This is a genomic window from Methylocystis sp. SC2, assembly GCF_000304315.1.
Classification (GTDB): domain Bacteria; phylum Pseudomonadota; class Alphaproteobacteria; order Rhizobiales; family Beijerinckiaceae; genus Methylocystis.
This window is the reverse complement of record NC_018485.1, coordinates 3,584,340-3,606,150: the sequence shown is the minus strand read 5'-3', so window position 1 is coordinate 3,606,150 and position 21,811 is coordinate 3,584,340. Positions and strand designations below refer to the sequence as shown.

Here is a 21,811-nt window from a genome sequence, read left to right as displayed (position 1 = left end):
ATCCGTGACTTTGGCGCCGCAACATGGCAAAGGAAACGCGCGCGCTGTTCAGCCCGCCACGAAAGCAGGCCCGCATGTCGATCATCGATTCCGTCCGTAAATCGCTCGTTCCGATCCATCCGGAAGGCTATGTCTTCATCGCCGGTTTCGCCACCGTTTCCTTTCTGCTTGACTGGCTGTCGCCGACGCTCGGCTGGATGGGCTTCATCGCCACCGCCTGGTGCGCCTATTTCTTCCGCAATCCGCCGCGGGTGACGCCGCTGCGGGAAGGGCTCGTCATCTCGCCCGCAGACGGCGTGGTCAGCGCCGTCGGCTTCTTTCTGCCGCCGGCCGAACTCGGCCTGGGAGCCGAGCCGATGCAGCGCATCTCCGTGTTCATGAGCGTCTTCGATGTGCATGTGAACCGTGCGCCGATCACCGGCCGCATTTCGAGAATTGCTTATAAGCCGGGCCTGTTCCTCAACGCCGACCTCGACAAGGCCAGCGACGACAATGAACGCAGCGGCATGGTCATCGAAGCGCCGTCGGGGCGCTTTGGGGTGGTGCAGATCGCTGGTCTCGTCGCACGGCGCATCGTCGGATTCGTCAAGGAAGGCGAGCAGATCGGCGTCGGCGACCGTTTCGGTCTGATTCGCTTTGGGTCGCGCGTCGACGTCTATATGCCGTCATCGGCCCGGCCCATGGTGGCGATCGGGTCCCGGGCCATCGCCGGCGAGACGATACTCGCCGACATGACCGCCGGCGCCCCTGCGCTGTCCTTCAAGGCGGGTTGAACACGCCATGGCCGATCCGTTCTTCTCCGGGCGCAATTCACAAGAAGGAACCCTGACGCCCTCCGAACAGCGTCGGCTGCGATTTCGCAATATTCCCTTGCGCATCGTTCTTCCCAATCTCGTGACGCTGCTCGCCCTGTGCATGGGGCTGACGGCGATCCGCTATGGAATCGAAGGCCGCTTCGAAACGGCCGTGACGGCGGTGATGGCCGCGGCGGTGCTCGACGGGCTGGACGGCCGCCTGGCGCGCGCCATCAAGGGCACGTCGCGCTTCGGGGCGGAACTCGACTCGCTTTCGGATTTCGTCGATTTCGGCGTCGCGCCCGGCCTGCTGCTGTATCTGTGGACGCTGCACGAGATCAAAGGCCTCGGCTGGTTCGCCGTGCTCGTCTTCGCCATCGCCGGCGCGCTACGGCTCGCCCGCTTCAATGTGACGATGGACGATCCGACGAAGCCCGCCTGGCAGGCCGAATTCTTTGTCGGCATGCCGGCGCCCGCCGGCGCCGTGACGGTGCTATTGCCCCTCTACCTGCATTTTTCGGTCTTGGAATTGCCGGCGTCCAAGGCGCTGACGCCCTTTTATATCGTTTACGTGCTGGGCATCGCCTTCTTGATGGCGAGCCGGATTCCGCATTTTTCGGGCAAGCGCATCGGCCGCATCCCGCGCGATCTGGTCATTCCCGTGCTGTTCGGCGTGGGCGTCACGGCGCTGCTGCTGGCGATCTATCCGATGGAGCTGCTCGCCGTGCTCAGCGTCGCGTTTCTGGCGGCCATTCCGCTCAGCGTGAGGCGCTATAACAAGCTCGCGAAAGCGGAGGCGGAAAAAGCGGCGGCTCCGAAAGAGGCGTTACCGTAAGCAATAAGCGCTGACGTCAAAAGCGATCTTTGCGATCGCGATGGTTTTCCGCCTTTGCACACTTTGCGATCCCGGCCAGTTGATCGCGCTCAGGTACGGGAACGAGCAGTACGCCAGATCCTTTGGGGATGAATGCGAAATCCTGACCAGATTGGCACGACGTTTGAGGGTTCTCGCGTCGCGGTCTGAGGGATGGCTTTTCGCCTTTAGGAGTGGTGGGCAATGGCTTAAATCCGGCGTAACGCGGGTCTTCCGTATAGCCAAGGCCAACCGCCGCCGCCCCGATTGAGCGTCAGAGCGCCCCGCCTTACGAACATAGCAAGCTCCTAACTTCTCGTTCCCTCAGCGGCGCTACCTTTTGGGCGATCTCGCTCCCCGACTTAAATCGACCAACAGAGGGCAGAACTAACAGGATGTCTTCTTCCAGAGCGCGCTCGAACGTCATACAAGGCTCCATACTTCCTCGATAACATGGCACAGACTCTCGAAATCGGCTCACTGGGCGGCGGCGAGCGGCGCCAGGGGCTGGACCTCGACTTTCTGATTAAGCGGCGGCGGCCCGACGGGGGCGGTTCCGCCGCTCGCGTCAATCACCGCTTGCGTCTCGGCCTCCCCCGGGCGCGGGGCCGTCAGCTGCGCGCCGATCTTTCGCACCACGTCGGGCGCTTCGGCGAATGCGCCGTGACCGACGAAATCCGTCGAGAAGGACGAAATATCGTGCACGGCGACGCCGAGCCGGTCGAGTTCCGACTTGTCTTCGGGATTGGTCGGGTTCATCGCGCCGAGGCGCGGCCGGTCGCCGGCGATGCGCGAAGACAGCGATAGGGCGCGATCATTGTTCGCGACGAAGATCGACACGTGCCGCGGATCGAGGCGGGCGATCTGCTGCCGGAAAACGTTGAGGTCAATGTCGGGCGCCGCGAGCATGACTTCGCCGAGCTTCCCGTCGAGATCCGGATGGCCGGACTGCGCGACGCCGCGCAGCGTCTCCATCGTCAGCCAGGCGCCCATCGAATGGGCGAGCACATGGATGCGGCCGACGCCGGGCGTGCGCGACAGTTCGACGACGAGCTTCTCAAGCGCGTCGCGTGAGACCGTCGCCGCTTCCTTGTCGGACTCATAATTGAACAGCCCGCCTCGGGAATTCCAGGCAAAGAGCGCGGGAACGCCGGAGAAGCGTCCGTCGGCGACGATCTGCGCCAGACGAAAGCGCGCCTCCTCGGCTCCGGTGTTGAAGCCGTGCACGTAAAGCAACACGTCGCGCGAATTGCCGATGCGCCCCGAGACATGCGAGGCGACTTCGCCGTAGAACTCCCGCTCATCCATATTGCGCTTCGACAGCACGGTGAAATGCCGTCGCCGATCGGCGCCGCCGAAGCTTGGGCGCTCGATATTGCCGGCGCGATGGTTGAAGGGAACGCCGATCGACGTCAGCGAAAAATGCGCCCGGCCATCGTCAGTCGCGCCTTCGGAACGCCGCGTCGATGCAACGAAAATGGCGACATTCGACGGCTCCCCCTGGACTCCCGAGACAAGCGAAACGGCGTTGCCGACGTGGCCGTCGACCATGCGCATGCCGTCCGACACGCAGCCGGCAAGCGACGCCGCGATCAAGAGCGCGCTTAAGCGCGTCAGCGTTTCTTTTCCATGAATGCGCAAATTGGTTGGCTCGATCCAGCGCCTGCTCGGAAGTGAATCCTGAGCGGCGCGCTTCGACTGAGGCGCCTCGCCTCTCCGCCGTCGTTTCTGACGAAAGAAAGCGACCAAAGCGGGGCGAGACGCCCGCCGCAACAGGGAAAAAATCTCAACATTTCATGGGCGCTGCGCAAATCGGTCGCACTTGCGCGAATGCGGGCCGCCTGCGCATAGTGCCAGGAAAATAACATTCAGGGAGATCCGACGTGGCGGCGCGCCCGCTAGGTCGAAAAGCCAATGCGGATCAGAATCTTGGGGTCGGGCGCCGGCGGCGGCTTCCCGCAATGGAACTGCAACTGCGCCAATTGCCGGGCTGTCCGCGCCGGAGCGCCCGGTTTTTCGCCGCGCACGCAGTCGTCATTGGCGGTGAGCGTCAATGGCTCCGACTGGCTGCTGCTCAACGCCTCGCCTGATCTGCGCCAGCAAATCGCCGCCGCGCCCCAGCTTGCTCCCGGCCCCGATGACGGTCTGCGCGCGAGCCCGATCAAGGCGGTGGCGCTGACAAATGGCGACGTGGATCACGTCGCGGGTCTTCTCAACATGCGAGAGGCCCAGCCGTTCAGCCTTTACGCCGCAGGACGCGTTCTCGACGCGCTCGGCGCCAATCCCATTTTCACGATCCTGCAGACGCAGCTCGTGCCCCGCATCGAGCTGCACACAGAGGAAGCGGCGCCTGTCACCGGAGCGGGCATTGATCTTGGGCTCGCGATCCGCGCCTTTCCCGTTCCGGGCAAGATCGCGCTCTATCTCGAAAACGCCAATGCGCCGAATTTCGGCACGAGCGCCGGCGACACGCTGGGGCTTGAGATCATCGAAACCGCGACGGGCGACTCATTCTTTTATATTCCCGGATGCGCCAAAGTTGACGCGGAACTCGCCGAGCGGCTTCGGGGCGCCATGCTGGTGTTCCTCGACGGGACTCTTTTCCACGAAAACGAGATGATCGAGCAAGGCCTGCTCGGCAAGACCGGTTCGCGCATGGGCCATATCAATGTCAGCGGCGCCGACGGCTCCATCGCCGCGTTCGAGCCGCTCGGCGTGAAACGCAAAATCTACGTGCACATCAACAATTCGAACCCATTACTGAACGAGTTCTCGGATGAATATGCGACCGCTCGCGCGGCCGGCTGGGAAATCGGCGAGGATGGCATGGAGGTCGACCTGTGAACGAGATCGTAGCCATTGATTGGCGCGGGGCCGCGCCGCTTGCCCGCGATGAATTCGAAGCTGCGATCCGCGCCGTCGGCGCCGAGCGCTATCACGACAAACACGCGTTTCATAAGCTGCTGCACGGCGGCAAGCTCAGCAAGGATCAGGTCGCCGCCTGGGCGCTGAACCGCTACTGCTATCAAGAAGCTGTGCCGCGCAAGGACGCGGCGTTCATGAGCCGCGTCCATGATCGCGAACTGCGCCGCGAATGGATACATCGCATCCATGATCATGACGGCCTCGGCGAAGAAGGCGGCGGCATCGAGCGCTGGCTCGTGCTGACCGACGCGCTCGGCTTCTCGCGCGATTACGTCACCTCCCGGCGCGGCGCCCTGCCCGCGACGAAATTCGCCGTCGAAGCCTATGTGCGCTTTGTCGTCGAGCAGCCGCTCGTCGTTGCGGTCGCGTCTTCGCTGACCGAACTCTTCGCGCCGTCGATCCATCGCGAACGCATCGTCGGAATGCTGGAAAATTACGATTTCGTCGACGACCAGGTGATGGCCTATTTCAAACGCCGGCTGACGCAGGCGCCGCGCGATTCGGAGTTTGCGCTCGGCTACGTGCTCGACAACGCCAGGACGCGCGCCGAACAAGAAGCCTGCGTCGGCGCCGTGCGGTTCAAATGCGACGTCTTGTGGGCGCAGCTTGACGCATTACATCACGCCTACGTCACGCCCGGGCTGATCCCGCCCGGCGCATGGCGGCCAGGAGAAGCCCATGTCTGAGGCGCAGGCCGCGCGGTTCGTGATCGGCCCGGACTCGCGTCCGGCCTTCACACGCTACGCGCGGCTGCACGAAGACCGCGCGCGGTCTCGAACGGTTATTCTGGCGCCCGAGCGCGCCTATGAACTCGATCCGATTGGGCTCATCGTGCTGCGCGCGATCGACGGCGCAACGCGCCTCGCCGATCTTTGCGCGCGGCTCGCGCAGCAATATTCCGCGCCGCTCGACGTTATTACGCGCGACGTCACGGCGCTGCTGCAAGGCCTCGCCGACAAGCGGCTGCTGCGCGACGGGACCGACAAATTTGCGCCGCCGCCGCCTTCCGCCTTCGCCACGTCGATCGCGCCATTCGCCGGCGGACCCGCGGGGCTGCTCGCCGAGCTGACCCATCGCTGCCCGCTACAATGTCCGTACTGCTCCAACCCGCTCGAACTCGAGCGCTCGAACGTGGAGCTCACCGCCGATGAATGGGGCGAGACCTTCCGTCAGGCGGCGTCGATCGGCGCGCTGCAGCTGCATCTTTCCGGCGGCGAACCGACCGTGCGACGCGATCTTGAAGAGATACTCGCACATGCGGTCGACGCGGGACTCTACACCAATCTCGTCACCTCCGCGGTGCTGCTGACGCGCGAGCGCTTGCAGCGTCTCGCCGAGATCGGCCTCGATCATGTGCAGGTCTCCATTCAGGACGTCGTTCCCGAGAGCGCCGACCGAATCTCGGGCTTTCAGGGCGGCGTCGCCAAGAAGCGCGACGTCGCGCGCTGGACGCGCGAATTCGGCATGGGGTTGACGATCAATGCGCCGATGCACCGTCAGAACATCGCGCATCTGCCGCAGATCATCGACTTCGCCGTCGAGGTCGACGCGCAGCGCATCGAGATCGCGCATATTCAATATTACGCCTGGGCGCAGATGAACCGCGCCGCGCTCATCCCGACGCGCGAAGCCTTCATGGAAACGGTCGGCATCGTCGACGCGGCGAAGAAACGTCTCGCCGGCGTGCTCAATTTCGATTTCGTCATTCACGACCATTACGCGACGCGGCCGAAAGCCTGCACGGGCGGCTGGGGCCGATCGATCGTGGCGGTGACGCCATCCGGCAAGGCCCTGCCCTGCCACGCCGCGCAGACCCTGCCGGGATTGGCCTTCGACACTGTGCGCGAGAAGCCGCTCGGCGATATCTGGCGCAATGGCGCAGCCTTCAACGCCTTCCGCGGCGTGGACTGGATGAAGGAGCCCTGCCGTTCTTGCGAGCGCCGGGAAATCGACTTCGGCGGCTGCCGCTGTCAGGCCTTCGCGATCGCCGGCGACGCCGCGGCGACGGACCCCGCCTGCCATCTATCGCCGGACCATGCGCGCTTCGCCGCTTACGCCGAAATCGAATCGCACGTCCCGGCGCCGGACTTCATCTATCGTCGCTATGGCGGCGCCGCGGCGTCAACGGCGTGCGCCAAGGAGCCGGCGTGATCTACCGCTGAGCCGCGCGCGGATCGTCGCGCGGGTCAAGATAGGTGATGTTCCAGGGACCGACGCCGGTCACTTGGATCACCGTATCGTCTTCGAAGCTCACCCAATGGCCCGCTTCCGCGGGCGTAGCCGCAAAGCCTCCGGCCGATAGCGTTTTCTCGGCGTTTGACTCGAGTTGATCGCCCTGACCGTAGCGGACGGCGCCCGTCAAGACGGTCATGGTTTCGATTCCGCTGTGCTTGTGCGGCCCGATCTTATACCCCTTCGGCGCGCGCATGCGCAGGATGTAGGGTCCGCCTTGCATCGGATTGCCGAACAGCATCGCGACTTCCGCGCCCCTCGGCAGTTCCGGCGGACCTGCCCGCCATTCGAGTTTGTCTTGCGAGAATACGAAGCCTGGAGCTTCCGCCATCACGGCGACGGGAGCTGCGAGGCTTATGGCGGCGCCCGCAAGAATTGCAGCAAGATTTCGCATAGCTTGGGCCTCCAATGCGCCCCTCGCTTGAGATAGTGCGCCGAAGACACACAGAGGCGAAGAATTCAAAAATTCGATTTCGGTAACAAACGAGCAACTTCCACCGGGCATATTAAGCCTGTCTCGCGGAGTTAAGGATTTGTTTCGCATAAGTTGCGTGATGGAGCTTGTCGCATGAAGTCGCGGGATACGCTTGTCCGTCTCAAACGGTTCCAGGCCGAGGAAAAACGTCGGCGCGTCATCCAATTGAATGCAATGATCGGAGAATTCACGCGCATGGCCAATGAGCTCGAGCGTGAAATCGGTCAGGAAGAGCGGCGCGCCAACATCGACGATCCCAATCATTTCGCTTATCCGACCTATGCGCGGGCGGCGCGCACGCGGCGCGACAACATCCTTGCGTCGATCGCGGAACTGCGCGGCCAACTCGAAGAAGCCGAAGCGCAGTTCAAAGAGGCCAGCGAAGACTTCGCCAAGGCGCAAAGCCAGGAAGCGCGGGATCGCGGCGCCGAGCGCATGGTTGACGTCGTCGCCGAGCGGCGCCACGCCGAAATGCCGGAAGTCCTGCGCAGGGCTTAAGGCTGAAACAGCCGCCAGCGCAGCCTGCCGCGCGGCGCGCGCGCCCAAACGCCAAATGTTGTTCGTCGAACGGGGCTGATCTCTTCGCCTCTGGCGAGAGCCTGGGCGATGGATGCAACATTGAAATCGAACGCGCGGAAAAAAACGTCGCGCCGGAACCCCCGGCGTCGATGAAGGCCAGTTCGAAACGCGCGAGGTCGGCGACCCAGGCCGGCTCCCATTCGCGCTTTGCGCCACGCGTATCCAGAAACGCCGTCAGCGCCGCAGCGTCCGAGCGATTTGTCGCCTCTCGCGCAGCGCCGCCGATCGCCTGCCGGAAAAGCGCATCAAATCGATCGCCCAACGCGCGCGCCGTGAGCGGCAGCGCCCTGCGCGCATAGAGCGAGCGCTTGCCGATCAGACTCCGCGCAAAGGCTTCGATTTCGCGCCTGTCGATTCCGGCGAGACGCTGCGTGTCATGCATGCTCAAGCCGAAACGCGTCGCCACGGCGATCGGCGCTTCAAAGAACTCCCGCCGCAGATCATCGTCGGTGAAGAGGCGCGCCAGCAGCGCCTGCATCTGCGCTAACGCCATCGCCCGTTCTCCGCGAGGGATCGTCGCGCGCGCGCCACTTCATCGATGAGTTCGCCAAACGGCGGCATTTTCTCATCGCGCTCGAGAATGACGCCCTTGACCGGCGCACGGGCGACGACGCGATCATAGAGCCGCCAAACCGCGTCGCTCGTCGCGGCGTCATGGCTGTCGATCAGCAGGCCGTCGCGCTGGCGCCCGCCCGCGTAGTGGATTTGCACGAGCCTGTCCCATGGCCAGCGCTCGAAGTCGCTTTCGAGATCGACGCCGAAATTCGTCGCATTCACATGCATGTTGGCGACGTCGCACAGCCAACCGCATCCGGTCGCTTCCAGCGTGCGCGACAAAAATTCAGGCTCGTCCATTTCGCCGCCAGGAATGCGCACCACGCAAGTGATGTTTTCCAAGAGCAGCGGCGCCTTAATGCGCCTGCGCACAATTTCGACATTGCGCGCGACGACGTCGACCGCCTCGCGCGTAAAGGGCAGCGACGCAAGATGGCCGATGCTGATTCCGCCGGCGCGCGTGAAGCAGAGATGCTCGCTCCACCAGGGCGGATCGATGCGTTCGATCATCGCGGCGATTTTATCGAGATAGCAAGAGTCGACGCCGTCCGCGCTGCCGATCGAGAGATCGAGACCATGCGCGACGAGCGGAAAATGCGCGCGTAAAAGCTCGAGTTCAGCGCGCTTTTCTTTCGATGCGTCGAGATAATGATCGGCGATGATCTCGATAAAATCGACATCCTCCCGTCGGGCGAAGAGATCGGCGCGACACTGCGGACGATAGCCAAGTCCGGACCCGAGCGCCGGCGCGTCAATCGCGGACGCCACCATCGCTCGCTCCGCCGTCGCCGCAACTGCCGCCGCAGCTTGTTCCGCAATCGGCGCCGTCGCTTCCCGAGCCGCGACTGAAGGCTTCGGCGAACATCGCCTCCGTCGTGCCTTTGAGCGGCGCGAATCCGTAGAGGCCGATGAGAAACAGCGCGGCGCCGCGGAAGGCGCGCGCTTCGGGTCCGGGCGATCCGATGTGACCGACGGCCTCCTTCAGACGGCCGCCATAGGCGAGCCGCATCGCGTCGAGATAGGCGTGGCCGCGACGGCTGGCGTGGGTTCTGGTCAGCACATAGGCAAGCGCGAAAAGCGACGCGACCGACGCCGCGGTAAGAAAGATCAGATAGGCGACATTCTCGGCGCCTGCCGTCCATTCGACATAGATCTTGGCGAGCGCCAGACCGACGATGACCATAGTTCCGCCGATCTGCGCGCGCCGGCGCCAGATCTTCACCGACTTGGGCTTGATCAACGCCTCCGCGGCGAGCTTGGCGCGCAGCGGCGCGAGCCGCTCCAGCAGCCAGCGCCGCAAGCCGCGATCTTCGAACAGCGCATGCGCCTTCGGCTTCGCCTGCACGGCTTCGAGCAGGCGCGTCTCCAAGGCGTTGAGCTCGCCCGGCTCCGGCAGTTTCTCTGTGGGAATCACGTGATCCTCGGCGGCGAGGACGACGAAGCCGCGCTGCGCAAGATCATAGATCAGCGTTCGGATGATTTGATTGACGCCGCCCTGCAGGAAGGCGACCTCCATCGCGTCGGGGTTCTGCGGCACGGGCGGCGGCGGGCGGCGATCGGTGCGATCTGCGAGCCGAATGCAAAGGTAAGCGGCCGCCAGCACGAGGATGACGACGAGTCCGAAGACATTGAGAAATTCGGGCCCGGGAAGATTGAGGATCGCAATATTCTGCACGCCAGCCGCCTCAGTTCGAGGTCACGTCTTGCACCAGACGTCGCGCCTGCAGCGTCGCGACCGCCAACACCGCCATGCCGATCGCCTGATGCGCGAGCGCCAGCGCCAGATGCGGCGAGCCGGCGAAGGGCGGCTCGACCAGCACCAATGTCGCGATTCCAAGCGCGATCTGCATGAGCACATGGCCGAACAGGATCGCGGCGCCGCGGCGCGCGCGTCCTTCCGCGTTCATCCACGCGTCCAGAAGATGCCCGAGCGCCAGAGCGAAAATCAGATAGGCGATCATGCGGTGGAAGAATTGGACGGTGACAGGATTGTCGACGAGATTGGTCCAGAAAGGCTCCAATCGCCACAAGACGTCGGCCGGAGGAATGAAGACGCCGTCCATCAGCGGCCAAGTGTTGTTGACGAGGCCCGCCCGCAATCCTGCGACGAGACCGCCAACGAAAATCTGCAGAAACACGAAAGCCAGGATCGTCAGCGCCACCGCCTTCAGCCGACCTGCGCCCCCATGCGCGAGAGAGACGGCGCGCGGCCCGAGGCCGCCGGCCACCCATAGGCATGCGGAGAAGATCAGCGCGGCGAGCAGCAGGTGGATCGCGAGGCGCTCCTGCGCCACCTCGATGCGATTGACGAGGCCGGACGCGACCATCCACCAGCCGACGCCGCCCTGGAGCGCCCCAAGCGCAAGAATGCCGACGAGCTTCGGCTTCGCCGAACGCGGCAGGCGGCCGGTCGCCCAAAACCATATGAGGGGGACGGCGAAAACGACGCCGATCACTCGTCCCAGAAGACGATGCGCCCATTCCCAGGCGTAGATGTATTTGAACCCCGCAACATCCATGTTCGGGAACAGTTCCCTATATTGCGGAATCTGCTTGTATGCCTCGAACGCCTCCTGCCACTCCTGCTGCGACAGCGGCGGCAGCACGCCGGTGACGGGCTTCCATTGCACGATGGAGAGGCCCGATTCGGTCAGCCGGGTCGCGCCGCCGACGATGACCATCAGAAAGACCAGCCCCGCGACAAGCCACAGCCAATTGCGCACCGCCAGGGCGTTCGCCGCGGTCGCGTGGTGCCTGATCGCCGGAACCGGTTGGGGAAAGTGCAGCCAATCTTCCATGAGACGCCGAGGGTTGCGAGGCGGATGACAGGGCCAGTTAAGGGATGCGGCCCTCGCTTGTCCACACCCCGCGGCCGTCTACGGCGCGGCGGGTCAATTTGGCTGAGAACTGCGCCGCCGCGGATGTTAGACTAGCGCGGCTTGAGTCGAGGGATCAGGTGTCGGGCAAGAGCGATGAAGCGATGCGCACGATCGGCGAGGTCGCGGCGAGCCTCGACCTTCCCGCGCATGTGCTGCGCTTCTGGGAGACCCGTTTCAAGCAGATCAATCCTCTTAAGCGCGCCGGCGGGCGGCGCTTCTACCGGGAGCGCGACATCGAACTGGTGATCGCGATCCGCCGCCTGCTCTATGACGAAGGCTATACGATCAAGGGCGTGCAGCGCATCTTCAAGGAGGCTGGCGTCGAGGCGGTCCTGGCGGGCGCCGGGCGCCGCCAAGGGGACCCGCCCGCGAGCGCCTCCCCGTTCCGTCCGGGCGGGCCCGCGCGAGATGAAGACGAGACGGACGCCGCCCTCTCGGCCGATGGCCTCGCCGCTCTGCGCGCGCAAAATCCAAATCTTGCGGGAATCGAGGCCCAGGACGCGGCTCCGATCGTCGAAATTGACGAGCCGTTTGCGCCGCCCTCGGCCCACAGCGACCCGCGCTCTCTTGCCGCGCCGCAAACGCGCATCCTGCGCGAGGTTCTGGCCGAGATCGAGGAATGCAAACGCCTGCTCAGACTGACCAGGCGATAGCGGGCCGGGCGTTGCCAGCGCCGCGCCGCCTCACTATAAGGGCGCCAGTCGGAGTGTAGCGCAGCCCGGTTAGCGCACTTGTCTGGGGGACAAGGGGTCGTGGGTTCGAATCCCGCCACTCCGACCATTCGGGCGGATCAGTTCGGCAGCGGTGAGAAAAGCGCCGCGCGATCAAACGCGCCGACGAGCGAAGCGTCGAAATTGAGCGGCCCGGCAAATGTCACGCGCACGGCCGCAGGCTCGAGCGGCTTGAGATGGCGGTCCATGACGCCGACGCCGCAAACCTGGGCCGGCGCGACGCCGGCGACGCATTGCGCGTAAAGAGGGTCGCTCGGCAGGAGCGAGCCATAGGCAAATGTGATCTGGTCGGAGCGCGAGTTGAAAATATTGAAGGCGTCGAACTGCAATCGCCAGCCGTCCGCCCATCGATAGCCCAGTCGCGCGTTCAGCGCGCCGGTCGCCGGGGAATTGAAATAGCCGTCCTCGGTGAGCGCCCTCGCCCCGAAATAGCGATATTTCAGCGCGCCGAACCAGCCTGTCGTCTCGCCGAGTTCCAATCCGCCCAACGCCGTCACCGCGATGGCGTTCGACAGATAATTGCCGGGCGCATTGCCGAGGAATGTCCCATAGGGCAATGCGTCAGGCGTGATCAGATCGAGCCACGCCAGAGTCTGCGCGACGTCGACGCCGCGGTAGCGCGCCTGCACGAGCGCCACGTCGCCGTCAAATCTGATCCAGCTGTTCGGGGCGTATTTGTTGGCGAGTTCAATGCCATATCTGCGGCTCGGGCGGCCGAAGATGGTCGTGCCGCTGTCGCCGACGAACTGGTTCTCCGATTCAAGATTGAGCCAGAACAGGCTGATGCTGGAATCGAGCCCTTCGATGAATTTCGTGCGGGCGCCAATCTCGGCGCCGCGTGATTTCACCAGCAGCGGAATTGAAGCGGCCTGAACGAAACCGTCATTGTCCGCAAGTTCGGCAGTGGAGACTCGCAGCACCGTTCCCCGCGCGTCGGTCGAATGGAAGCCTTCGCCGTAATTGGCGTAGAATTCGGTTTTGGAGAAGGGGCCGACGATGATCGAGAGCTTCGGGCTGAACAGCGACGCATTCTTGACGCCCTGATTGAACGGCCCCGTGAGAAGGAACGCCGGCAGGCCAGTGCTCGCCGCGAGTTTCGGCGCATCATAGAGCGCCTGCAGCGAGCTGACGGCGGCGTTGTAATAGTCGAAACGCGCGCCGGCGACTGTCTTCAGCCAGGGCGTCCAGCGCACCGCCGTATCGGTCCAGAGGCCGATGCTGCCTTCGCCGACGGCATTGTTGCTGAGCGTGTCATAGATTTGTCGACGGACGCTCTCCTGCAGGCCAAGGCGAATGTCGTCGTAGCGGCCCTGAAAGCCGACGCGGGTCTCGACCGGCGCGCCATTCACGTCGGCCCATCTGATCGCATGCTGCGCGTTAACGCCGACGAGCGTCCGATAATCGAACTGACGGATCTGGTCGCCCAAATTCTGATGCGCCAGGAAGTAGGTGTAAGTGCTGTAGAGGTCCAAGGTCGAATGGACGAGATAGGCTTCGACGCGCGAGGCGTGATCGCCCTCAACCTGACTCCAGCGCGACGAGAGCGAGAAGCGCGAGGTCGCGCCTCCGGCGGTCGGGTCCATCGTGCCCCAGAGCGACAGCAATCCTGCGCTGACCGCGCGACTCGGAATTTGGTCGGTTCCGTACCATTTGTTGGCGTAGCCCATGAAGGTCACGGAGGCGCCGTCTTCCTGCGCGCCGCGCGACCAGCGCAACACGCTGTTGAGCCGCCGCATATTGTCGCCGCGCTCCCAGGGTCCGTTGTAATATTGCGCTTCGACCGCGCCATAGGCGGAGCCGCCGGCAAAATCCTGGTAAGGCGCGACGGCGAGCGCGCGCGCATAGGCGAAACTGCCGCCGGTGAGCTGGAAGTAGCCTTTGTCGATCCTGTCCTTGTATTGCATGTAGATCGAACCCGCCGACGAGAAGTCGCCGTCCTGCGCGTCATAGGGGCCCTTGCGGGCGAGAACGTAGGACAGGAGTTCGGGAATCAGGAAATTGCTGTCGGCGTAACCCTGCGAATGGCCATGGGTGCGCATATTGAGCGGCATGCCGTCGAGATAGAGCGCGAGATCAGTGCCATGGTCGAGATTGAAGCCGCGCAGGAAATATTGGTTCGCCTTGCCTTCGCCGCTGTGCTGCGTGACGACGAGTCCGGGCACGATCTCCAGCGCGTCGCCGGGACGCGCGAAGGGAAGCGCGTTGACCTCCTGGCCGGTGAAGAATTTCTCGCTCGAGGCGGTGATCGGCGGCGGCTTTGGGCCCGACGGCTCCGCCGGCGGTCGACTGACTGCGGCGACGACCGGCGAGGCGCGCGGCGGCGGCGGAGCTGAATGCGTGCGCGCCGCCGGTCCGGGCGCGGCCGCGTGAGAATGGACCGACGGAGCAGTCCGACGCCCGCCAACCTGGATTGTCGGAAGCGCGGTTTGCGCCAGCGCGGAGAAAGAAGGCGGCGCCGCTACGATCGCCGTCAGGACGCAGGCCAAGGCTGAACGAAATGACACTTGCAAACTCCGCAGCAAACATGGGCCATCACTGCGAAGGGTCACGCCGAGTCGAGCACGAACGCGCCATCGCCGGCTTAACCGCGCCCTGCGGGAATGTGACTGGCAGTATGCGTTAAATTTGCTTTTCAGCAAGCCGATGAAAGACGCGCTATTCTCTGGCGCATCTTTTTCTCGGCAGTGATGCAGAAACATCACGGCGCGTCTTGAGGGAGCGCCTCTCTCAGACGCGCCGCAAGCGCTCGAATGTGCGTCAAGACGCTCGCCAAGCGGGGCCGCGACTTGAGCGCGGCGGCTTTTCTCACCTGGGCGCTTTCAATTCCGGCAAGGCTCTATAGCTAGCATCCTGTGCGCTCTCAAGGAGCCGGACGATGACGCATTTCATGTTCAGCACAGGCATAGAAAACAGCAGTCCGACCATTGATAACGGCCGCAGGCGCATCGACGAGATGGAGGCGTGCAGGCATTACCAATGCTGGCGCGAAGATTTCGCTCTTGTTCAGAACGAACTTCGTATCGGGTGCCTGCGATACGGTCCGCCGCTCTACAAGGTCTTTTTGGGTCCCAATCGGTTCGATTGGGAGTTCACCGACCTGACCTTTGGCGAACTCGACGCGCGCGGCATCATCCCCATCGCCGATCTCTGTCATTTTGGGGTGCCGGATTGGATCGGAGATTTTCAAAATCCCGATTTTCCCGAACTCTTCGCCCGTTACGCGAGAGCCTTCGCCGAGCGCTATCCTTGGGTGCAGCTCTACACGCCCGTCAATGAAATGTTCGTCTGCGCCACCTTCTCCGCCGCCTATGGCTGGTGGAACGAGCAATTGCAAAGCGACAGGAGTTTCGTGACGGCGCTCAAACATATCGTCAAAGCCAACGTCCTCGCCATGCATGCCATCCTTGCGGTGCGACCGGACGCGATCTTCGTGCAAAGCGAGTCAACGGAATATTTTCACGCCGCCAATCCCAAAGCCATAGGGCCCGCGGAGATCATGAACGAGCGCCGCTTTCTTTCGCTCGATCTCAATTATGGGCACAGAGTGAATTCCGAAATGTATCGATTCCTGGCGGACAACGGAATGACCGATCAGGAGTACGATTTCTTCATGAACGAACATCTCAAGAGTCACTGCATCATGGGCAATGACTATTACAGCAGGAACGAGCACATGGTCGACGCCAAAGGCGAGGCCGAATCCTGCGGTGAGATCTTCGGATACAATGAGATCACCCGCCAGTATTATGATCGGTATGGTCTGCCGGTCATGCACACGGAGACAAACACCTGCGAAGGGCCGGAAGGAAATGAAGCGGTTTATTGGCTTCGCAAGGAATGGGCGAACGTTCTACGCGTGCGCAATAGCGGCGTGCCGATCGTCGGATTCACTTGGTATTCGCTGACGGATCAAGTGGACTGGGATATAGCTCTGCGCGAGAAGCGGGGACATGTGAATCCTCTGGGCCTGTACGATCTCGACCGGAAGCCGCGTCCAGTCGGGAAGGCCTACAAGCAGCTGATCCAGGATTGGCGCGAGGTCTTGCCGGCGCAAAGCGTGTGCCTCACTGTGCCCTTGGCGCGGCGTCCGCGCGTTCATCCCCCCAAAACGCCCATCCAAGCGGAGCAATCGGAACACGCTTGATCCTTCAAGTAGGGGTCTCACGGGGTGACTGATTCCGGCGGCGCCCTAACTTCTAAGCCTGCACGACAATAATCGGGCTCGAGTTAGATCATGACGTCGCGCTTTGAACATTTTGAGCAGGTGGAGCTCGTGCATGACGCGCGCGCGATCACCGGCGAAAGCCCGACATGGTCCGAGCGCGAGCAGCGCCTCTACTGGATCGATATCGAAGAGCCTGCATTACACAGATTCGATCCCAGCAGCGGCGAGGACGAGCGGTGGGTCATGCCGTGCCAGATCGGCGCCTTTGCGCTTTGCCGCAGCGGCGACGTTCTTGTCGCCTTGCGGCTGGGACTTGCAAGGATCTCACTATTTGAAGGCAATTTCGCCTCGCTCGACGCGCTGCCGTACAATCCGCTCTCGCACCGATTCAATGAAGGCAAATGCGACGCTCGCGGCCGCTTTTGGATCGGCGCGAAATACGATCCCCTGCCAAGCCCGCCCGGCGAGCGCAGCGCAAGCGCCGCCGGCCCTCTCGGCGGCGCCGCGCCCGTTCATCTTCTTGCTCATGGGCAGGCGCTGACTTCGACTTCCGCGAGTGCGGTGATCGCCAATGGCATGGCTTGGAGCCCGGACAATCGCATCATGTATTTTGCGGATACGCCCACGCGCAGGGTGACGGCTTTTGATTTCGACATTGAAAGCGGCGCCCTATCGTCTCCGCGAACCTTCGCGCAATTCGAGCGATCGGACGGAAAGCCCGACGGCGCCGCGGTCGACAGCGATGGCTTCTACTGGTGCGCGCTGTATGGCGGGGGACGCATTCTGCGCATCGCGCCCAGCGGCGCCATCGACCGCCAAATTCATCTGCCCGTCAGTCAACCGACGATGTGCGCGTTCGGAGACGCAGATTATCGCTCGCTCTATGTCACCTCCGCGTCGCAAGGCGTTTCAAAGCAGCAAGAGCCTCATGCGGGCGGCATTTTTCGTTGTCGGCCGGGCGTCGAAGGACGTCCGCCAAACCTCTTCGCGGATGAGGCGCCGTCATGAGGCCGTCGTTACGCGCGCTGCGCCGCGAGAATGGGGCGTCATCTCAAGTGGAGGCGGGCGCCGCGGCGGCGCGGCTCGACGCAAGCCCCGCGACGGTGAAGGGTACGCCACGACGCAAGCTCTACGCTGGCCATGCGCTCGAGCACGCGCGCACCGTCGATGATCTCAGGGCGATGGCCCATCGCCGCCTGCCCGACTTTGCGCTCGAATATCTGGAAGGCGGAGCCGAAGAAGAGGCGACCCTCTCGCGCAATCTTGCGGCGCTCGCCAGCTACCGCCTGTTGCCTCGGGCTTTGGTCGATGTCGCCCATCGCGATCTGAGCGTATCTCTATTCGGCCGCTCCATGCCGCTTCCGTTTGCGATCGCGCCGACCGGCTTGAACGGATTATTTTGGAGCAAGGCGGATGTGCTCTTGGGCACCGCCGCGGCAAAGGCCGGCATTCCCTTCATTCAAAGCACCATGTCGAACGACTCGATGGAAGACGTCTCCGCGATTCCGGGACTGCGGCATTGGTGGCAACTCTACGTCTTTGGCGATCGCTGGATCCGCGACGATCTGATCGACCGCGCGGGCAATGCCGGCTGCGAAGCGCTCGTCGTAACGATCGATGCGCAGTTTTACGGCGACCGGGAATGGGAAGAGCGACGGTTCGCGCATCCTGGCAGGCTCTCGCTGGCTTCGCTCGTTGAAGCCACGCTGCATCCACAATGGATCGCGACGACTTTGCGGCGAGGGATGCCTTCTTTCGTCAACCTGATCGATTACCTTCCCAAGGATCGTCGGGGCTTCTTCGAGAGCGCCTTCTGGATTCGCGCGAATATGGATCATACGCTCGACTGGAAGGAAATGGCGCGGATTCGCGCTCTCTGGCCACGCAAGCTGCTGATCAAGGGCTTGCTCAACGTTCATGACGTGGAGCGCGCCATGGCGATCGGCGCCGACGGCGTCATTCTCTCCAACCACGGCGGACGGCAATTGGATTGGACGATCTCCGGATTGGACGCGCTGCCCGCCGCGCGCGGCTTTATTCGCAACGGCAAGACGCTGATCGTGGACGGCGGCGTTCGCCGCGGAACGGACGTGGTGAAGGCGCTGGCGCTCGGAGCCGACGCCGTGCTGCTCGGCCGCGCGACGCTTTACGGCTTGTCGGCGGCGGGCGAACCCGGCGTCGAGCGCGCGATCGACATTTTGCGCGAGGAGATCGATCGCGATCTCGGCCTCTTGGGCGCTCCTTCCATAAGCGCGCTCGGGCCGGAGTTTCTGACCCGCTAAGCCGAGCGCGAGCAAAGCCAAGGACACATTCGATGGAAAACGCCGCAGACTCGACCGAACCCGGCACTTTGCCGAATGACGCCCCCGTCGCCATCGTCACCGGCGGGTCTGCGGGGGTTGGACGCGCGATCGCCGCGGCTTTCGCTCAGCGCGGATTCCGGGTCGCCCTTCTTGCGCGGGGTCAAGCGGGTCTTGACGGCGCGCGCGAAGATGTCGAGCGGCTTGGCGGCGAGCCGCTTGCGATAATGACCGACGTCGCAAATCCCAAGCAGGTTGACGCCGCCGCGCGACATGTCGCCGATCGATGGGGGAGGATCGACGTTTGGGTGAACGCCGCCATGGAGACCGTGGTCGGGCCTGTCGACACGATATCCGCTGAAGAGTTCAAACGGGTGACGGAAGTCACCTATCTCGGATATGTGCACGGGACGCTGGCGGCGCTTCGCCATATGCGGCCACGCGGCGCAGGAACCATCATTCAGATCGGCTCCGCGCTCGCCTACCGAGCGATACCGCTGCAATCGGCCTATTGCGCGTCGAAATTCGCCATTCGTGGATTTACGGATTCGCTGCGCACCGAATTGATCCATGATCATAGTCCCATTCGACTGACGATGGTTCAGCTGCCGGGCGTCAATACGCCGCAATTCGACTGGTCGCACATGCACTTCGCGCATCGCCACCAGCCGATCGGCGCCTGCTACGAGCCGGAGGCCGTGGCGCAGGCGGTCGTAAACATCGCGCTATCGTCCCACATCCCGCGTGAGCTTTGGCTCGGCTTTCCGACTCTGCAGGCGATAGCGGGAGCAATAGCTGCGCCGGGATTCACCGATCGCTATCTGGCGCGTCACTCTTACGAACAGCAGATCTCCGACGATCCTGTCCTGCCTGGCGATCCCGACGAATTGCTTGGGCCAGCGAGCGAGGATCATGGGGCGCGCGGCCGCTTCAGCGCGCGCGCCAAGCATGAGCTCATCGCGATCGATCCGTTCCATCTGCGCAGCGGCGCATTGCTCGCCGGGTTGGGCTTGCTTGCGGGCGCATTCCTTTTCGGCCGTTCGCGCGGAGGCGTCCAAGCGCGCGCCTTACGCCGGCCGAATGGCGCTAGAGCTGTCCCGACGCCGCGAGGCTAGCGATGCGGTCGGATATCCTGCAGGCGAGCGCCTGAATCGTCAAAGACGGGTTGACGCCGCCGCAGGTTGGAAAAAGCGAGCCGTCGCAGATCCACAGATTGGGGATATCCCAGCTGCGGCCGTCCGCGTCCACGACGCTCGTTCGCGGATCGTCGCCCATGCGGCATGTGCCGAGGATATGGCTGGTGTCGCTGTTGGTCCAGAGGTCGTAGCCGCCCGCAGCCTCAAGCATCTCGCTCATGAAGCGAACCGCATGGCGCTGCAAGCGGAGATCATTTTCCGAATAGGAGAATGTGACGCGCGGAATCCTGAGTCCGAACTGATCCGCATCCTCCGCAAGCTCGACTCGATTCTCTTGCCGCGGCTCGGTCTCGGCGACGGGAACGAATCCGGCTGTGTGATTGTATTTCTGCATCTCGCGCCGCAGTTCGTCGCCCCAAAGGCCGCGCGAGGTCGCTAGGACTTGCGCCCAGGCCATCGGCAAGGGTCCCTGGCTCATGAAAGCGTAGGCGCCATGAAAGTCCTTGCCCTCATCCGTGTAGTTCCAATGTTCGGTGACCGCCATATTGGGCGGCCCCTTGTACCAGCGAATTTCGTCATCGAATGTCGCCCAGACGCCCGGCCCTGCATGGGTGAGAAGATGCGCGCCGACCATGCCTGAGCTGTTCGCGAGCCCCTGTGGAAACTTCGGACAAGCCGAGTTGAGCAGCAGTCTCGGCGTTTCGATCGCATAGCCGGCGACAACGACGTTGCGCGCCTTCTGAAAGCGCCAATCGCCTTCGCGAAAATATTCGACGCCGGACACCCGCCCCTTTTGATCCAGCTCGATGCGCCCCGCCATCGCCAGATCGCGCACCTCGGCGCCGGCGCGAAGCGCGCGCGGGATCCAGACGATGAGCGCGCTCTGTTTGGCGTTCGTCGAACAGCCGAAATTACAGAAACCTCTGTAGACGCATGGGGGAGATTCGCCGCGCGGCGCCGAAACCGTCGCAAGCGGCGTTGCGGCCCATTTCACCCCGAGCTTCTCTGCGCCTCGAGCCAGAACGAGCCCCGCCGCATTCACCTCGTGCGGACGATAGGGATAGCGCCGGCGCGGCGGACCCCAGGGATAGTTCACCGGGCCCGCGACCTTCAGCGCCTCCTCCACCTCTTCGTAATAAGGCGCGATCTCCTCGTACGAGATCGGCCAGTCGAAGCCGTAGCCGAGTTCGCTCTTCGACTTGAACCATTCCGGTCGGAACCGAAGCGAGATCATGCTGAAATGGATCGTAGAGCCGCCGACGCCGCGACCGGAGTTGTTGCCGCCCAATGCGATCGGATCTTCTCCGCCGGTGATGCGGTCGTCGGTCCAAAACAAGTTTTGCTGCGCCAGCTCGTCGGAGGCGAAATCGTCGAGCGGCCGCCAGAAAGGTCCGGCGTCGAGCACGACAACCGAGAAGCCCTTTTCAGCGAGCCTGCATGCGAGCGTCGCGCCGCCTGCGCCGGCGCCGACGATCAGAAAATCGACGGGCGCGCGTTCGGCGTATTGCCGCATCGGCGTCCAGCCGCCGCGCGTGAAGACGTCTGGCGCGCGTCCGTCCTTTGCGCGCGGACGCTCGACATTCATCGAGATTCCTTCGCTTCCCATGGATCGCGCTGGTTGAAGCCAAGACGCACATAGCCGCGCGGACTGGCTGGACCGCCAAAGCCGATGTCGCTCCACGCAGACGGATGCGCATAAGCAAGGCCTGCGATGGTTTTCAACAGCGTATGGGAGAAGAACAGAGAGGGGCGTAGACCCCGCCAAAGGGCGTCGTCGACGACGCCCTTCTGAATGGCGCGCAACGTCGCATCCTTTCGTGAGCCGTCGAGCAGCGTGAAGCTCACCGCGAACAAGCGGCGCGCCTCCCCGTCAATCGCCGCGAGGCCTTTGCGCCAAGTCTCGCGCATCGGCGGCTCGCCCGCATATCGAAAACCTTCGCCGACATTGTGGAACAGTCGATCGTCGATCCACTGCGCGATCGCCCGGCGCGCACTCTCGCAAAAGACGGGCGCCAGCCGCTCGACGATCGCGGCGAGGAGCTCGAACTCCTCTTTTGAGAGAAAGCGCCGCTCAAGACCGCCTTGCAGTCGCCGGGTCAGCGCCTCGCGCGTTCGATCGTCGAACGACACGGTGTTCCATTTGGCGAGGACGTCGTAGCCTCGATAGGGCGTATCCATGTTTCGGCC

At 63.5% G+C, this 21,811-nt stretch carries 19 protein-coding genes, 1 tRNA gene and 1 pseudogene; 12 read left to right on the top strand and 9 right to left on the bottom strand.

Translation table 11 applies throughout. The features are described 5' to 3' along the window. The first annotated feature begins 23 nt into the window (after nt 1-23). Together BN69_RS17415 and pssA are read left to right on the top strand one after the other, a co-directional pair. A complete protein-coding gene (locus BN69_RS17415; protein ID WP_014892969.1) occupies nt 24-773 on the top strand; it encodes a phosphatidylserine decarboxylase in 750 nt (249 codons plus the stop codon). Between the two features lie 7 nt (nt 774-780). Further along, nucleotides 781-1,629 carry a CDP-diacylglycerol--serine O-phosphatidyltransferase gene (pssA, locus tag BN69_RS17410; protein WP_014892968.1) on the top strand — a complete coding sequence of 283 codons (849 nt, stop codon included), beginning with the start codon at nt 781-783 and terminating at the stop codon, nt 1,627-1,629. A 495-nt stretch (nt 1,630-2,124) separates the two neighbouring features. On the opposite strand, the gene BN69_RS17405 is transcribed toward pssA, so the two are convergent. Further along, a complete protein-coding gene (locus BN69_RS17405; protein ID WP_244434988.1) occupies nt 2,125-3,288 on the bottom strand; it encodes an alpha/beta hydrolase in 1,164 nt (387 codons plus the stop codon). Nucleotides 3,289-3,561: 273 nt separating this feature from the next. On the opposite strand from BN69_RS17405, the gene pqqB reads away from it, so the two are divergent. Genes pqqB through pqqE form a run of 3 tightly spaced genes read left to right on the top strand, consistent with a single transcriptional unit; the run spans nt 3,562 to nt 6,723 of the window. Beyond that, nucleotides 3,562-4,491, top strand: a complete 930-nt coding sequence (gene pqqB, locus BN69_RS17400) for a pyrroloquinoline quinone biosynthesis protein PqqB (protein WP_014892966.1) — start codon at nt 3,562-3,564, stop codon at nt 4,489-4,491. Continuing rightward, nucleotides 4,488-5,258, top strand: a complete 771-nt coding sequence (gene pqqC / locus BN69_RS17395; protein ID WP_014892965.1) for a pyrroloquinoline-quinone synthase PqqC — start codon at nt 4,488-4,490, stop codon at nt 5,256-5,258. The genes pqqB and pqqC overlap by 4 nt, the downstream gene beginning before the upstream one ends. After that, nucleotides 5,251-6,723, top strand: coding sequence for a pyrroloquinoline quinone biosynthesis protein PqqE (gene pqqE / locus BN69_RS17390; RefSeq protein ID WP_014892964.1), 1,473 nt, complete (start codon nt 5,251-5,253; stop codon nt 6,721-6,723). The genes pqqC and pqqE overlap by 8 nt, the downstream gene beginning before the upstream one ends. A 1-nt stretch (nt 6,724) precedes the next feature. On the opposite strand, the gene BN69_RS17385 is transcribed toward pqqE, so the two are convergent. Beyond that, complete coding sequence (locus BN69_RS17385) at nt 6,725-7,198, bottom strand: cupin domain-containing protein (RefSeq protein ID WP_148277164.1); 474 nt, start codon at nt 7,196-7,198, stop codon at nt 6,725-6,727. Between the two features lie 174 nt (nt 7,199-7,372). On the opposite strand from BN69_RS17385, the gene BN69_RS18945 reads away from it, so the two are divergent. Then, a complete protein-coding gene (locus BN69_RS18945) occupies nt 7,373-7,777 on the top strand; it encodes a flagellar export protein FliJ (RefSeq protein ID WP_083858791.1) in 405 nt (134 codons plus the stop codon). A gap of 256 nt (nt 7,778-8,033) precedes the next feature. On the opposite strand, the pseudogene BN69_RS20140 reads toward BN69_RS18945, so the two are convergent. The 4 genes and pseudogenes from BN69_RS20140 to BN69_RS17365 all read right to left on the bottom strand — a co-directional run. Further along, nucleotides 8,034-8,240, bottom strand: a pseudogene (locus BN69_RS20140) (SCO6045 C-terminal-like domain-containing protein); the annotation flags it as partial. A gap of 101 nt (nt 8,241-8,341) precedes the next feature. Beyond that, nucleotides 8,342-9,184: an MbnB/TglH/ChrH family RiPP precursor modification enzyme gene (locus BN69_RS17375; protein ID WP_014892961.1), complete on the bottom strand. Its 843-nt coding sequence runs from the start codon at nt 9,182-9,184 to the stop codon at nt 8,342-8,344. Beyond that, nucleotides 9,165-10,088 carry a TIGR04222 domain-containing membrane protein gene (locus BN69_RS17370; RefSeq protein WP_014892960.1) on the bottom strand — a complete coding sequence of 308 codons (924 nt, stop codon included), beginning with the start codon at nt 10,086-10,088 and terminating at the stop codon, nt 9,165-9,167. The genes BN69_RS17375 and BN69_RS17370 overlap by 20 nt, the downstream gene beginning before the upstream one ends. 10 nt (nt 10,089-10,098) lie before the next feature. Beyond that, nucleotides 10,099-11,211: a COX15/CtaA family protein gene (locus BN69_RS17365; RefSeq protein ID WP_014892959.1), complete on the bottom strand. Its 1,113-nt coding sequence runs from the start codon at nt 11,209-11,211 to the stop codon at nt 10,099-10,101. 158 nt (nt 11,212-11,369) lie between these two features. On the opposite strand from BN69_RS17365, the gene BN69_RS17360 reads away from it, so the two are divergent. After that, nucleotides 11,370-11,945: a MerR family transcriptional regulator gene (locus tag BN69_RS17360; protein ID WP_014892958.1), complete on the top strand. Its 576-nt coding sequence runs from the start codon at nt 11,370-11,372 to the stop codon at nt 11,943-11,945. 49 nt (nt 11,946-11,994) lie between these two features. Further along, nucleotides 11,995-12,072 (top strand) — tRNA-Pro (locus BN69_RS17355). 10 nt (nt 12,073-12,082) lie between these two features. Here BN69_RS17355 and BN69_RS17350 read toward each other — a convergent pair. Then, complete coding sequence (locus BN69_RS17350) at nt 12,083-14,722, bottom strand: TonB-dependent receptor (RefSeq protein WP_014892957.1); 2,640 nt, start codon at nt 14,720-14,722, stop codon at nt 12,083-12,085. Nucleotides 14,723-14,898: 176 nt separating this feature from the next. Here BN69_RS17350 and BN69_RS17345 point away from each other — a divergent pair, with 176 nt between their 5' ends. The 4 genes from BN69_RS17345 to BN69_RS17330 all read left to right on the top strand — a co-directional run bounded on the left by BN69_RS17345 (nt 14,899) and on the right by BN69_RS17330 (nt 19,603). Next, complete coding sequence (locus tag BN69_RS17345) at nt 14,899-16,167, top strand: family 1 glycosylhydrolase (RefSeq protein WP_014892956.1); 1,269 nt, start codon at nt 14,899-14,901, stop codon at nt 16,165-16,167. A 90-nt stretch (nt 16,168-16,257) separates the two neighbouring features. After that, nucleotides 16,258-17,196, top strand: a complete 939-nt coding sequence (locus BN69_RS17340) for an SMP-30/gluconolactonase/LRE family protein (RefSeq protein ID WP_014892955.1) — start codon at nt 16,258-16,260, stop codon at nt 17,194-17,196. Further along, nucleotides 17,193-18,470: an alpha-hydroxy acid oxidase gene (locus tag BN69_RS17335; RefSeq protein WP_014892954.1), complete on the top strand. Its 1,278-nt coding sequence runs from the start codon at nt 17,193-17,195 to the stop codon at nt 18,468-18,470. The genes BN69_RS17340 and BN69_RS17335 overlap by 4 nt, the downstream gene beginning before the upstream one ends. A gap of 32 nt (nt 18,471-18,502) precedes the next feature. Next, nucleotides 18,503-19,603 carry an SDR family oxidoreductase gene (locus BN69_RS17330; RefSeq protein ID WP_014892953.1) on the top strand — a complete coding sequence of 367 codons (1,101 nt, stop codon included), beginning with the start codon at nt 18,503-18,505 and terminating at the stop codon, nt 19,601-19,603. Here the strand turns inward: BN69_RS17330 and BN69_RS17325 are convergent. Both BN69_RS17325 and BN69_RS17320 read right to left on the bottom strand, forming a co-directional pair. Next, nucleotides 19,575-21,209: a GMC family oxidoreductase gene (locus tag BN69_RS17325; RefSeq protein ID WP_014892952.1), complete on the bottom strand. Its 1,635-nt coding sequence runs from the start codon at nt 21,207-21,209 to the stop codon at nt 19,575-19,577. The two genes, BN69_RS17330 and BN69_RS17325, sit on opposite strands and share 29 nt — an antisense overlap. Next, nucleotides 21,206-21,802, bottom strand: coding sequence for a gluconate 2-dehydrogenase subunit 3 family protein (locus tag BN69_RS17320; RefSeq protein ID WP_014892951.1), 597 nt, complete (start codon nt 21,800-21,802; stop codon nt 21,206-21,208). The genes BN69_RS17325 and BN69_RS17320 overlap by 4 nt, the downstream gene beginning before the upstream one ends. Nucleotides 21,803-21,811: the final 9 nt, after the last annotated feature.

Excerpts from the sequence above, each read along its gene's own strand:
- BN69_RS17350 (WP_014892957.1), bottom strand. The coding sequence starts at position 14,722 with ATGTTTCTGCATCACTGCCGAGAAAAAGATGCGCCAGAGAATAGCGCG.
- BN69_RS17320 (WP_014892951.1), bottom strand. The coding sequence starts at position 21,802 with ATGGATACGCCCTATCGAGGCTACGACGTCCTCGCCAAATGGAACACC.
- BN69_RS18945 (WP_083858791.1), top strand. The coding sequence starts at position 7,373 with ATGAAGTCGCGGGATACGCTTGTCCGTCTCAAACGGTTCCAGGCCGAG.
- pqqB (WP_014892966.1), top strand. The coding sequence starts at position 3,562 with ATGCGGATCAGAATCTTGGGGTCGGGCGCCGGCGGCGGCTTCCCGCAA.
- BN69_RS17340 (WP_014892955.1), top strand. The coding sequence starts at position 16,258 with ATGACGTCGCGCTTTGAACATTTTGAGCAGGTGGAGCTCGTGCATGAC.
- pssA (WP_014892968.1), top strand. The coding sequence starts at position 781 with ATGGCCGATCCGTTCTTCTCCGGGCGCAATTCACAAGAAGGAACCCTG.
- BN69_RS17385 (WP_148277164.1), bottom strand. The coding sequence starts at position 7,198 with ATGCGAAATCTTGCTGCAATTCTTGCGGGCGCCGCCATAAGCCTCGCA.
- pqqE (WP_014892964.1), top strand. The coding sequence starts at position 5,251 with ATGTCTGAGGCGCAGGCCGCGCGGTTCGTGATCGGCCCGGACTCGCGT.
- BN69_RS17345 (WP_014892956.1), top strand. The coding sequence starts at position 14,899 with ATGACGCATTTCATGTTCAGCACAGGCATAGAAAACAGCAGTCCGACC.
- BN69_RS17335 (WP_014892954.1), top strand. The coding sequence starts at position 17,193 with ATGAGGCCGTCGTTACGCGCGCTGCGCCGCGAGAATGGGGCGTCATCT.
- BN69_RS17325 (WP_014892952.1), bottom strand. The coding sequence starts at position 21,209 with ATGAATGTCGAGCGTCCGCGCGCAAAGGACGGACGCGCGCCAGACGTC.
- BN69_RS17365 (WP_014892959.1), bottom strand. The coding sequence starts at position 11,211 with ATGGAAGATTGGCTGCACTTTCCCCAACCGGTTCCGGCGATCAGGCAC.
- BN69_RS17415 (WP_014892969.1), top strand. The coding sequence starts at position 24 with ATGGCAAAGGAAACGCGCGCGCTGTTCAGCCCGCCACGAAAGCAGGCC.
- BN69_RS17330 (WP_014892953.1), top strand. The coding sequence starts at position 18,503 with ATGGAAAACGCCGCAGACTCGACCGAACCCGGCACTTTGCCGAATGAC.
- BN69_RS17375 (WP_014892961.1), bottom strand. The coding sequence starts at position 9,184 with ATGGTGGCGTCCGCGATTGACGCGCCGGCGCTCGGGTCCGGACTTGGC.